General features: G+C 43.3%; 10 protein-coding genes. 6 read left to right on the top strand and 4 right to left on the bottom strand.

Annotated elements, in window-relative coordinates; translation table 11 throughout:
• Nucleotides 1-116: 116 nt before the first annotated feature.
• The 3 genes from DWX23_RS18230 to DWX23_RS18220 all read left to right on the top strand — a co-directional run bounded on the left by DWX23_RS18230 (nt 117) and on the right by DWX23_RS18220 (nt 2166).
• On the top strand, nt 117-305 hold the full coding sequence (locus DWX23_RS18230) for a ferredoxin (protein ID WP_122352205.1): 189 nt from the start codon (nt 117-119) through the stop codon (nt 303-305).
• Nucleotides 306-438: 133 nt separating this feature from the next.
• The gene (locus tag DWX23_RS18225) at nt 439-1443 is read left to right on the top strand and encodes a L,D-transpeptidase (RefSeq protein WP_122375498.1); all 1005 of its coding nucleotides are present in this window, start codon (nt 439-441) and stop codon (nt 1441-1443) included.
• Nucleotides 1444-1533: 90 nt separating this feature from the next.
• Entirely contained in the window at nt 1534-2166 is a 633-nt protein-coding gene (locus DWX23_RS18220; RefSeq protein ID WP_122375544.1) for a murein L,D-transpeptidase catalytic domain family protein, read from the top strand.
• A gap of 1 nt (nt 2167) precedes the next feature.
• Here the strand turns inward: DWX23_RS18220 and DWX23_RS18215 are convergent, their stop codons facing one another.
• Nucleotides 2168-3718, bottom strand: a complete 1551-nt coding sequence (locus tag DWX23_RS18215; RefSeq protein WP_122375497.1) for an alpha-L-fucosidase — start codon at nt 3716-3718, stop codon at nt 2168-2170.
• A gap of 210 nt (nt 3719-3928) precedes the next feature.
• On the opposite strand from DWX23_RS18215, the gene DWX23_RS18210 reads away from it, so the two are divergent.
• Together DWX23_RS18210 and DWX23_RS18205 are read left to right on the top strand one after the other, a co-directional pair.
• The gene (locus DWX23_RS18210) at nt 3929-6301 is read left to right on the top strand and encodes a right-handed parallel beta-helix repeat-containing protein (protein WP_122375496.1); all 2373 of its coding nucleotides are present in this window, start codon (nt 3929-3931) and stop codon (nt 6299-6301) included.
• Between the two features lie 21 nt (nt 6302-6322).
• Nucleotides 6323-7174, top strand: a complete 852-nt coding sequence (locus DWX23_RS18205) for an AraC family transcriptional regulator (RefSeq protein ID WP_122352201.1) — start codon at nt 6323-6325, stop codon at nt 7172-7174.
• 1 nt (nt 7175) lies between these two features.
• Here the strand turns inward: DWX23_RS18205 and DWX23_RS18200 are convergent, their stop codons facing one another.
• Complete coding sequence (locus DWX23_RS18200) at nt 7176-7565, bottom strand: L-rhamnose mutarotase (protein ID WP_122352200.1); 390 nt, start codon at nt 7563-7565, stop codon at nt 7176-7178.
• 173 nt (nt 7566-7738) lie between these two features.
• On the opposite strand from DWX23_RS18200, the gene DWX23_RS18195 reads away from it, so the two are divergent.
• Entirely contained in the window at nt 7739-8386 is a 648-nt protein-coding gene (locus tag DWX23_RS18195) for a pentapeptide repeat-containing protein (protein WP_122375495.1), read from the top strand.
• An 18-nt stretch (nt 8387-8404) separates the two neighbouring features.
• Here DWX23_RS18195 and DWX23_RS18190 read toward each other — a convergent pair whose 3' ends face one another.
• Together DWX23_RS18190 and DWX23_RS18185 are read right to left on the bottom strand one after the other, a co-directional pair.
• Nucleotides 8405-8671 carry a GNAT family N-acetyltransferase gene (locus DWX23_RS18190; protein ID WP_122352198.1) on the bottom strand — a complete coding sequence of 89 codons (267 nt, stop codon included), beginning with the start codon at nt 8669-8671 and terminating at the stop codon, nt 8405-8407.
• A 48-nt stretch (nt 8672-8719) separates the two neighbouring features.
• Nucleotides 8720-12220, bottom strand: coding sequence for a DUF748 domain-containing protein (locus DWX23_RS18185; protein ID WP_122375494.1), 3501 nt, complete (start codon nt 12218-12220; stop codon nt 8720-8722).
• Nucleotides 12221-12317 lie beyond the last annotated feature (97 nt).

Here is a 12317-nt window from a genome sequence, read left to right as displayed (position 1 = left end):
AAACGGCTTAATGCGTTAAATTAGTTTTAATTGGACAAGTGTCTTTCTGCCGGACATATCAACATTTTCTTTACCATATCTGTTATTAGGATATAATCATCTTAAATGTATAAACTATGGCTATTAAAAGTGTTTGGATAGAAGAAGATTGTATCGCTTGCGGTACTTGCGAAGGTATATGTCCGGAAGTTTTTCATGTAACTGACCGTTCCCACGTAAATGAAGGGGTGAACTTCAACGATTTCGAAGAAGGGATCAAAGAAGCTGCTGAAAGCTGTCCGGTCAGCGTTATTAAATATGATTAAGTGAGGATGGATCACTCACCGTTTCACAGAGTAAAAAGCAGAGAGGTTATTCCATCCGGAGTAACCTCTTTTTCCGCCGGTACTTGTGGTTATTCCGATAAAAAACCGTATATTCACAAAAAAGATAAATGGGATGAAAAGAGCTGTTATATTTCCGGTATTCTGTCTTATTCTGCTTAGTTACTGTACGACTAAAACGGACAGGGCGGTCTCCGGCGGAGAAGCTCTTCCCGACTCTATATCTATAGAAGCGGCAGAGGTAATCGATACGGTTCCCAAAGAGATCATCATAGAAAAAGAACTGCTCTATGACCAGCATACCTTGGCCGACACATATCCTTATAAAGACACGACACGGGAATTCCAGTGGGATAAAATAAAAGAACGCCTCTCCTGGCTGGAATCTATCCAGAAGAAACCGGCGACCTGGTCAGTCCTGCAGAATTACAGGAACAAAAACGGAGAAGCTCCGTTGGTAAAAAACTACCACAGGGATTCATATCGGCGCATTGCGGATTCTTTAGGTGTCGAACGTTTCCAGGGAATCCCTCTTTACCTGACGACAGATACCTCCGTTCCTGAACTCTACGGCAGAGACGGTGCTCTGGTTAAACATCTGGAAGATTACACTAATTTTACAAAAGTAGCTTCCGTACATACCGGAAAGGAATGGATGATCCCTAAAAAATATATCAAGACCATTCCCGACACGATCGCATTCAGAAAAGCTATCTTCGTCGATACAAAGAATCAAAACATTGCGACATTGGAACAGGATGGCGATAAATGGCTGGTTAGAAGTATGAATCCTGCAACTACCGGGTTACACAGACCACCTTATGCCCAGGAAACTCCTCCCGGCGTATATGTCGTCCAGGAAAAGAAACCCCGTATGATCTATTTGGTGGACGGGACAACAGAAACCGGAGGATTTGCGCCTTATGCCAGTCGCTTCACTAACGGAGGGTATATCCACGGCGTACCGGTCAATGCCCCACGCAAAACATTTATCGAATACAGCCCATCGCTAGGCACGACTCCCCGCTCCCACATGTGTGTCCGGAACGCCACTTCGCATGCTAAATTTATTTACGACTGGGCACCGGTTTATGAGGCACTCGTTTTTGTTTTCGATTAAAAAGTCTAACTTTGCAGTCTGATTCACACAGACATGCACAAAATTTTCATCTACCTGCTCCTCCTGTTCATACCTGTGAATTTCTCCCAAATGAGAAGTTCAGAACCTGTCATGTATGAAATTTCAAGCTGTCGGCAACTATACCAGGAGATGCGACTGGAAGGGATCGTAAACTTCACGGCATTCGAACAGGCAATCGCCGGATATAATAAAATCGAAGAAAAGTCAAAAGAGATACTGACACTGGTCGATTTCAGCAAGCCCTCCACCGAAGAACGCTTTTATGTATTCGATATGAGACATAAAAAACTGTTATTCTCTTCACTTGTGTCACACGGAAAGAATAGCGGAGGAAATTATGCCACTTCTTTCTCCAACGAGAACGGTTCTCTCAAAAGTTCATTGGGATTCTTTCTGACAGAAAATACCTATCAGGGTAAAAACGGTTATTCGCTTGTCCTTAACGGACTGGAAAAAGGGATCAACGACCGCGCAAAAGAACGGGCGATCGTGATCCACGGAGCAGCTTACTCCAACCCCTCTGTCATATCTTCATCCGGTCGCCTGGGACGCAGCTTCGGTTGCCCGGCATTGCCACAGGCTGTAAGCAAACCTATTATCAACACGATTAAAGGCGGTTCCCTGCTTTTTATCTACGCTAATAATCAGAATTATCTGGCTTACAGCCCTATTTTATCCAAACAACAGGTTGCTTCCATGTAGATCATTCATCCCCGTGCTTAAACGGGATGTCGATCATCTCCGATTCCAAATGGCTTCCTGCTTTCTTATCGAAACTGATCTTAAAAGCATAAGCATATTCACACGGCTTCTCTGCCGGAACAGATAGTTTCAAACCTTGGTCGGTCTGCTTCCAGCTGATCTTCGCATCGGATCCCAACAACTTCACATCCAGTATCTTTGCATCGGCAACAGTAGTCTTATCCAGCGATTTTATTAAAACACCGGCCTTATCCCAATTCAGAACAATCGCATAAAGATCGTTTCCTTTGGTTGTAAAACGCATATCACGGGCGGTATAAGCGGTCGCTTCATTATCCGTGAAGGTACCGGCAGTACCGGCAATATCTCCTTCTCCTGATTTTATCCAGCAACGAGTTCCGTAGATCGCTTCTCCGTTCACTTTCAGCCAATCACCGATAGAAAGCAACACCGATTTTTGTTCTTCCGTAATCGTTCCGTCCGCACGGGGACCGATATTCAGCAACAGGTTACCGTTTTTACTGACAATATCGATCAGGTCGTGTACAATCTGTTCCGGGGTTTTATTCTCTTCACCATCGGTATAACACCACGAATGTTTACCAACGGAAGTATCTGTTTGCCAGGGATATTTACGCATCTTATCCAATTTACCACGCTCTACGTCGCCAACCTGGATATTTGTCGGGTAACCATGCTTGGTATTTACCACAACACCTCTTCCCCAATCTATCGAATTATTATAATAGTAAGCCATAAACTTGTTGAAGTAAGGACGTATAACCGGATTATTCACTGTCCAGTCAAACCAGATCAACTGAGGCTGATACTTATCTATCAGTTCATGAGTATGTGCCAAGAAGTCCAGACCGACCTCATCCGTATATTTCTCCTGTTCCAGTCGACGGCCATATAGAGAGACCGACTTATCCTGCACATCCGAAGGAAACTCCATTCCTCCATTGTAAAACCAGGAGTTTTCCAGCCGGTGGCTCGACAGGCCGAAAACAAGTCCTTCCTTCTCAGTCGCTTTCTTCAACAAACCGATAATATCTTTCTTCGGTCCCATCTTTACGGCATTCCACGGATTCAGATCGCTGTCATACATAGCAAAACCGTCATGATGCTCCGCAACAGGTACCACATATTTTGCACCAGCAGCCTTGAACAACGACACCCATTCATCCGCATTAAACTTCTCCGCCCCGAACATCGGTATAAAGTCTTTATAACCGAACTTTACATGATCGCCGTATTTTTCAATATGGTGCTTATATTCCTTAGAATCTTTCTTATACATATTTCTCGGATACCATTCATTTACATAGGCCGGAACTGCATAAACACCCCAATGGATAAATATACCGAACTTTGCATCTGAAAACCATGCAGGAAACTGGTAATTCTCACCCATATTTTCCCAGTTATCCTGAAACACAGCCGTCCCTTTCGGAGAGGCTACCGAAAGAATATCCTTTGCCGGTGTACCGGCCTGCTTGCATGACATAAGTAAGGATAATGCAATGAATAGAAAAGAAGTGTGCTTGCCCATAAGATTAACAGATTAAATTAGATATACAAAAGAACTATTATTAATATGAAATGAGTGATACAAAAAAGAGAAGGAATAACACGATTTCGACATTTTATCATTCATACCCGGAATAGTATAGTTATTTTCCATAAAAAAACTCTATCTTGCAAACGTTAAAGAAAAGAGATAGAACACACTTACATAACAATTTAAATCTAATAAGTAACAATGATGAGTAAAGTACTAAATGCTCTGCCGGTAATATTACTGACCCTTATAACATTACCGATATCGGCACAATCTGAATTTTACGTTGCCGAGACAGGCAAAGACACAGGCGACGGAAGTTTAAGGAATCCGTTGAACAGTATCCCTGCCGCTTTGGAAAAGGCTCGGACGGAAAAAGGAGACGTGGTCATTTATATCCGGGAAGGGAAATATATTCTTGACAAACCGGTCGTATTCACCCCGCAGGATGGAAACGACAGCCGGCAACTCTCCGTAAAAGCCTACCCGGGAGAAAAAGTAATCCTCTCTTCAGGTATCCCTTTAACCCTAAAATGGGAACCTTATAAAAAAGGAATTATGAAAGCCAAAATAGATGGTAACCCCGTAATGGATATGTTGGTTGCAGACGGCCAGCTCCGCCACATGGCCCGTTACCCGAACTTCGATGAAAAAGCAGTCCGTTTCAATGGAACTTCAGCTCAGGCTACCGCTCCCGAACGGGTCAAAAAATGGAAAAATCCCACTGGAGGATATCTGCACGCCATGCACAATCATGACTGGGGTGACTTTCATTACCGCATTACGGGGAAAAATAAGAAAGGAGAATTAGAGATGGAAGGAGGCTGGCAAAATAACCGCCAGTCCGGTCTTCACCCGGATAACCGGATGGTGGAAAATATATTTGAAGAACTCGATGCTCCGGGCGAATGGTATTATGCTGCCGGTGAACATACATTATATTACTATCCATTGGAAGGCGAAAATGTATCTAAAGTACTTTTCGAATCTCCTCAACTCAAACACCTGATCGAATTTCGGGGAACAGAAGCCACCCCGGTAAAGAATATCACACTGGAAGGTTTGGAATTGACACAAACACTGCGTACGTTCATGGAACCGTATGAACAACTGCTCCGCTCGGACTGGACGGTCTACCGGGGGGCTGCCGTATTCTTTGAAGGAACCGAGCATTGTGCATTACGCAACTGTTACTTGCATAACCTGGGAGGAAATGCTATTTTCTTTTCCAATTATAACCGTCATTCAGAAGTATCCGGTTCTCATCTCACCCGGATCGGTGCCAGTGCCATTTGTTTTGTCGGTGATCCGGATGCGGTCCGTTCACCGAGTTTTGAATACGGAGAATTTGTTCCGTACGAACAACTGGATCATACCAAAGGCCCCAAAAGCAATAACTATCCGGCTCAATGCCTGGTATACGATAACCTGATCCACTCGATCGGCCTGTTTGAAAAACAGATCACCGGAGTTGAACTATCCATGTCGCAAGCTATCACCGTCAGTCACAACAGTATCTACGACACCCCCCGCGCCGGAATCAATATCAGCGAGGGGACATGGGGTGGACATATCCTGGAATTCAACGACATTTTCGATACGGTGAAAGAAACCGGCGACCATGGTTCTTTCAATTCCTGGGGACGCGACCGTTACTGGCATCCGAGCTACAAAACAATGGAATCCATCGTAGCCAAAGATCCGGCCCTTATTCTGGCGGATGCTGTCCGGACGACCGTAATCAGAAATAACCGTTTCCGCTGTGACAGGGGTTGGGATATCGATCTGGACGACGGTTCCAGTAATTACCACATATATAACAACCTATGCCTCAACGGAGGGATCAAGCTACGGGAAGGTTTTTACCGTGTAGTAGAAAACAACATCATGGTCAATAACTCTTTCCATCCGCATGTCTGGTTTATAAACAGCGGCGATGTCTTTACACGCAATATCGTCATGACAGAATACAAACCGATCGGTGTACGGGAATGGGGATTGATGGTAGACTATAATATTTTCACTGATAGCCTCTCCTGTGCCACCGCCCGAAAAAACAATACGGATGAACACTCCATTGTGACTTCCGTACAATTCAGTAATCCATCAGAAGGAGATTTTACCGTTGCCGATGATTCCGAAGCCATAACCAAAGGCGGCTTCCGCAATTTTGTTATGGACCAGTTCGGAGTGGTCTCTTCTCGTCTGAAAGCGATCGCACATACTCCCAAAATGCCTACTCCCATCATCATCGCCACTCATGCAGACGACGAAGTAATCAACTGGAGCGGGGCAACGATCAAAAGCCTGCAAACGCTCGGTGAACGGTCGGCAACAGGAATGGACTCAGAACGGGGAGTATATGTAGTATCGGTCAATGCTCTAGGCGGTAAACTACGGGATTATATCCGTCCGAATGACGTGATCCTGAAAATAGAAACTATCACCGTCAACAACCTGAAAGAAATGCAGGATGCTCTTCAGAAGATCGATAAGTCGAAAGATATCGAATTTATTATCTTCCGGACACAAAAAGAAAACAAAATCGTTATCCCCGGCAAGTTACTGGACTAACCGGATTATAGTCAAAGGAAGATGAAGGAAAAAGAGAATACAGACCTGATCCTGCTGAATATCGGATATGCGGTTCACCGTGCCGACTGGAATTACAAAAATGTAAACAGTCCGTTCGCCCGCATTTATCTGGTCAGGCAAGGCATAGCCAAACTGCATTTACAGGATCAGGTCCAGTCTCTTACCCCCGGACATCTTTACCTGATTCCTCCATTCACGCTACATAGTTATGAATGCGACGATTTCTATACATTATATTATATACATATTTATGAGAACCCGCTATCCAACCAACGTATCCTGGAAGATTATATTTTTCCGGTGGAAGTGGATGCGACCCCGCTGGACAGTCAACTGGTGGAACAACTGGCCGACATCAATCCCGGAAGAAACCTGAAAGAATACGATCCTTCCAACTACGACAATTCTTCCACCCTGATGCAAAACATCCTGCTTCACACTAAAAACCCGACCTATACCATGATGGAAACACAGGGGATTTTGCTTCAACTATTGTCACGTTTTATGAAAGAGGCGACACACAAATATGAGATTACCGATAACCGGATACGAAAAACGATCCGATATATCCGTAAAAACATCGACAAGAACATAACCATCGATGAACTGACCGAGATTTGTTGCCTCTCTAAAGACCATTTCATCCGGCTTTTCAAAGAGGAAATACACGTCACTCCGGTACAGTACATCAACCAAAAGAAAATAGAAAAAGCCCAGTTGTTGATTATCACCGACAATCGTCCGGTCAAAGACATAGCTTATACGCTTTCTTTCGAGAACGTATCTTATTTCAACCGGCTTTTCAAAAGATACACGGGGCTGACTCCTGTCATGTATAAAAGTAAATTATAAATTATTCGTACAAATGAAAAATACGTTCCATCAACTGCCATTTTTCGGCAGAACTGGCATTCGGATCAGCTTGTTGGAAAACCGACATATATTCTTCCCATTCAGCCTGTCGCGGTAAACCCGCCAAACGAGCGAAAGCTGTATCCCAATCAAAATCGGCCGGAGTCTCCACGATCATGAACAATCGGTTCCCGCACAGATAAATTTCCATTTCCAATATCCCGACGCTCTTGATCCCTTCGCCTATTTCAGGCCAGTGACATGCTTGTCCATGTCTTTTCTTATATTCTTCAATCAATTCCGGATCGTCTTTCAAATCCAGCGTCTGGCAATAACGCTTGGTAGGGAAATCATATCGCTTGCTTTTGTATCCATTCTTTTTATCTTCCATAAACTGTATTATTTAATAAAATCATCCGACAGGAATGATTCGAATACAAATAAAGCAATTATTATGCTACCGGAATAATATTATTCCGGCAAGGGATAAAACGATATCGATACAAGCATCGTGAAATACGGATCAAAATAGCTATCTTTACCCGCTTATAAAAATAAAATAAAATGAAGATAACCTCCCCTCGCATAACTAAAATATTAAAAGAAGACGGTCCACTTGACGAAACACTCCTGCTGGCAGGAGAAGACGTGACAGAATATTCTTTCAGGAATCAAAGACTATTCGAAGTTAAAACGGAAAATATCAGCATGCAATCCTGCCTGTTCACCAACTGCCTGCTGATCGGTTGCAGCATAAAAAAGTCGCAGTTCAGTGATATTATCTTCCGAAACTGCGACTTATCAAATGTCAATTTCTCCGGCTCAGGTTTTCACCGGATCGAATTTATCGAATGTAAACTGATCGGTACTAATTTTTCCGAATCAGCTTTAAATCATACGGTTTTCACCAACTGTAAAGCCGAATATCTGAATCTTACCATGAGCAAACTGAAATACGTCAGCTTCGATCAGTGTGATCTTCGGAACAGTTCTCTTGAAAATTGCCAGTTTGCCAGTGTAAACTTCAATGCCAGTGATCTCAAAGAAGCGGAATTTTACCGTACGCCCTTAAAAGGTACCGACTTCAGCAACTGCGACATATCCGGCATCCGAATAAGTCCCATAGTCGGTTGTGAGTTACGCGGAGCTACCGTCACTTCTTTACAAGCACTCGAACTGGCCCATCTACTGGGGGTGACTATCAAAGGATAATCTTCATTTTCAAACTGATTATCTTGCATATTCCTGATGTCTTTTAAGCCAGGCGACTGCATAAGAGCAGACAGCCCGAGGTTTCAACTGATTTTCTAACGCATAGTCGAAAGCCGCTTTCACCAAAGAGGCAGCTATCCCCTGACCTTCGAGAGGCTCCGGCACTATCGTGTGGATAATATCCAGATTATTGCCAACGAGCCTGTACTGCACAAAGGCAGTTAAACCATCCTGCTTTAATTCAAAGCGCAACTTTTCAGGATAGTGAATAATATCATATTCCATAATTCTATTTTTTATCTTCAATACAACACCCTATATTGTTAAAACAGTTCAGTCCGGGATTAGTTCACTGTCTGGTTCATTTTGTCCGAAAACTTTTACCTCTTGCCGGTTCTTCTTTTTAGGATGGAAAAAGTTCTTCACTTTAGTAAAAAATCCAGTCACTCCCTTGGCCACATCCTGTGCCTTTTTAGAGACACCCACCGATTCTGTCAGTGCCGGACGAAGGATCTGCCATAAATAATTGAATGTAGAATGGTATGGATCACGCTCTATGCTTAATTGGGAATAACGAGGCCGGTGCGTACCCTGCTCAGGATGATCAGGATTATCATGTTTCAGTACCAGATTGGCCAGGCGGGAGAGAAATTTATTATCGATCACTTCACCATTTTTTTCCTTCATTATCTCTGCTTTCAAATCTCTGTAAAGGAATAACATCTCGACTGTGGCTCCTTTTGTTGAAGCTTCCGTACTGAATGTGAAGTCTGTCAGCCTGCCGCTCTCTACCTTAGCAAAAGCCAGGGGAGTGATCAATTCGTTCAGCGCAGTCAGGTCAAAGTCTGCCAGATGTGCATCCAGCAGGAAACGGTCATTCAGGGAATCGACCGGAAGCATCCAGGTAGCGGTAAAATAGCCTTTGCCCATCAATTTGCCGTTCGCATCCAGACGGATATATTGATCCGGCCGGGAGGCTATATTGGTAAAACCTGAAAATTTACCGTTCATTTCCGTGAAAAAGAGTTTACCCGGTTGTATCCCTTTTTTCGATAATTCTTCGTAGACAACGGTTAGGTTATTCACACCAAGACTGTCGATAGCCACTTTCACCGGAGCCTTCTGCAAACCGGAATAGATCATCGGTACAATATGGCGGGGAACAGCAATCTGCTGATTCTTGAAGTTTTGAAGTTCTGCATCATCTATCTGCACCTCCTTTATCCGGACTATCTGTTCCGAAAAGTAAGCAGGTAAATCAATTCCCGATAATCCCAGTTTACCGACTTTAATATCGAACCAATCCTGATGCTTAGGCTGGCGATAAGCAAATTCCATCTTCGGATAGGTAGAAATCAGATGGATATTTTCCATGTTCAGATCGGTATTATCCAGATTAACCTTTCCTATCTTCAACGTATAAAAACCATTATCCAACGGGAATGCCAGATCCCGGGTATCGAAGCGGACGGTTTTCAATCCAAATATCCGGTCCTTTGTATTGAGATGCAATCCTTCCAAAAACAGGCTTGCGGTATCATGATCCCATACAGCATTGGAAATATTCAGTTTCCCCAGTGAAAGATCAGGAGTGAAACGGTTGACTGCTTCATAGATATCATTCGATATGATCAGGGGAGATTTCTTTTTTACCTTTATCGTATCAGGTGAGTTTCCGGCCTGATAGCGGATAACTGGTTCAGACAGATCTATCGAACCGACAGAAAAATGCAAGCTATCCCAGGCAATCTTACCAATTTCCAAATCATGGAGTGTGAGATGCAATAAACTACCATCCTTTTTCAACATTCGTATATCAGGCGATTCGACGTGTAGGGAGGCTGCATCCAGATGTTGAAGCAACTTTTGAGGCAAATGGCTCAATCCTGTAGCATAGACCATCGGAGTTTCTACACTAATATATGAATCCGCCCCCAGCTGCCATAAAGAATCCTGTGGAAGCAGTTTCACGTCCTGCAAACTCAATACACCTTTTGATGTTGAGAAATTTCCTTTCCGCACAGCCAGGCGATAGGCTTTACCCGGTAAATAATTATCGAAATCGCTGAAACTAAAACCGAAATGATCGCAGGCAAAGAATAGACTGCCGCTCCGGTTTGTACTGTCATTCACCAGAAAACGGGTTGCATAAAAATTAAAATCTTTCAATTTGTAGACAACCGGATCAGGAACACTCCGGTCATTCAACGTAACATAGGCATGATTCAGATCGATCCGCTTGATAGACAAATATTGTAATAAAGGATTCAGGATACTTTCAACATCTGCCCTCGGATCGACCGGCGCTTTCACTTCTTTATTCTTTTTCGCATAAGACGGTGATTTATAATAATAAATTACCGGACGGTCTATCTTGAACAGGTCGGCACTGATTCCTTTGTCATAAAGCAAACCTTTCATAGCCAATGTGTCAATACTGCCGGACATATAATCTTTCCGGGAGTTGACCGATATCGGTTTCAAACGAATTTTCTCGATACTGAAATCTCCGGACTCTGTATCCAACGCCATACGTTCGACATCGAAACGATGATTGCGTGCCGTCATATTTCCACTGATACCGGTTGCTTCAAAAGCAAAGTTTTGAGAATACCACAATCCGTGTTTCTCTTCGGCAAGCGAATCGATCAGAAAACCGGTTGCCTGGAAATTAAAATTATCCAGTTTATAGACTTCCACCGAATCTTTCACTGCTTGCGAATAGGTTACTTTCGCGGCATCGATCCCTATTGTTTTTATTGAAACGCTATGAAGCACCGGTGAAATAATATCATAAAGCGACAAGGCCTGTACCAGGGAATCGGTATCGATCTTCGCTGCACCGTCAACCGGTTTATTAACCTCCGAATCATTGCCAGCCAGGTTAAAGATTTGAATATCCGATGAAGATATTTCAAACGAACGCGCCGTCAGATAATTCAGCGCTTCCTCCCGTTTAAAATGAACACCGTTGACCTCTACGGTTTTGACCTGTGCATCGACATAACTGTCCGGGCGTTGCTTATTTTCCGTCCACAAACTATCCTGCGGGATCAAACGTATCTTCTCTATATAAATAATCGAGTCCTGCGTGCTGAGTTTTATGCTGTCAGTCCGGAGAAGAAAGTCGTTGTTAGCTAGCAGAGTCTGCGGTTGGTTCGTGACAAACTCGAAGTTATCACAGTAAAGTAACTTACCACTCTGTGATGAATTTTTATCCAGCAAAAAACCGTATGCACGGAAACTGACATCGTCCAGCCCGTAAACAATCGGTGTGACAGGATTCTCGACAGTATAAAAAACGCTGGCATCAGACAGGTTCAGCGTCCTTACACTTAAGACATTAATATAAGGGGAGATCACTTCATACAAAGATTTCGTTTCAGCATGCCGTATCTTTTTCTCCATACGCCCCGAGTAATAAGAGTCAAACACTTCTATCCGAGGATCTTTTATCTCGAACGAGTTAAAATGAAGTTCTTTATAGCTCCAACGCCAAGTCAGGTTCACACCTTTGAAGTCTATCACGCCGATCTCTGCCTTCACATATGTACGGGGAAGGCTGTCGATAGCTTTCCATTGTTGAAACACAGTCGAGTCAGGCATCAACCTGACACCTTCAATCTTTAGTTCTCCTTTCACGAAACCGATAGACAGGTCATCGAATGTCAGATTGTAAAAACCATCTGTAGCTTCAGCTGTTCGCTGACTCAGTTCTACTTTCAGATATCTCTCCAGGCGATTGCTCAGATAGAGGTTCAGGATCGTAAGAAGCACAGCCAGCAATCCGATTGCCGGGAAAATATATTTTACTATTTTCTTTTTCCGCCCCATATCTTATTAAAACATTATCTGATAAAGTAAAGACTCTATAAATTAAAACAAGATAACAGATATTATGTTTAAGTTTCTTAGGCAACTGTAAGCTTTG

This window comes from Parabacteroides sp. AF18-52 (assembly GCF_003479145.1).
Classification (GTDB): domain Bacteria; phylum Bacteroidota; class Bacteroidia; order Bacteroidales; family Tannerellaceae; genus Parabacteroides; species Parabacteroides faecis.
The sequence above is the reverse complement of the archived record's forward strand: the minus strand, read 5'-3'. Positions and strand labels throughout refer to the sequence as shown.

What these genes read in the sequence shown, in the direction of transcription:
- DWX23_RS18230 (WP_122352205.1), top strand. Translation starts at nt 117, where the DNA reads ATGGCTATTAAAAGTGTTTGGATAGAAGAAGATTGTATCGCTTGCGGT.
- DWX23_RS18225 (WP_122375498.1), top strand. Translation starts at nt 439, where the DNA reads ATGAAAAGAGCTGTTATATTTCCGGTATTCTGTCTTATTCTGCTTAGT.
- DWX23_RS18220 (WP_122375544.1), top strand. Translation starts at nt 1,534, where the DNA reads ATGAGAAGTTCAGAACCTGTCATGTATGAAATTTCAAGCTGTCGGCAA.
- DWX23_RS18215 (WP_122375497.1), bottom strand. Translation starts at nt 3,718, where the DNA reads ATGGGCAAGCACACTTCTTTTCTATTCATTGCATTATCCTTACTTATG.
- DWX23_RS18210 (WP_122375496.1), top strand. Translation starts at nt 3,929, where the DNA reads ATGATGAGTAAAGTACTAAATGCTCTGCCGGTAATATTACTGACCCTT.
- DWX23_RS18205 (WP_122352201.1), top strand. Translation starts at nt 6,323, where the DNA reads ATGAAGGAAAAAGAGAATACAGACCTGATCCTGCTGAATATCGGATAT.
- DWX23_RS18200 (WP_122352200.1), bottom strand. Translation starts at nt 7,565, where the DNA reads ATGGAAGATAAAAAGAATGGATACAAAAGCAAGCGATATGATTTCCCT.
- DWX23_RS18195 (WP_122375495.1), top strand. Translation starts at nt 7,739, where the DNA reads ATGAAGATAACCTCCCCTCGCATAACTAAAATATTAAAAGAAGACGGT.
- DWX23_RS18190 (WP_122352198.1), bottom strand. Translation starts at nt 8,671, where the DNA reads ATGGAATATGATATTATTCACTATCCTGAAAAGTTGCGCTTTGAATTA.
- DWX23_RS18185 (WP_122375494.1), bottom strand. Translation starts at nt 12,220, where the DNA reads ATGGGGCGGAAAAAGAAAATAGTAAAATATATTTTCCCGGCAATCGGA.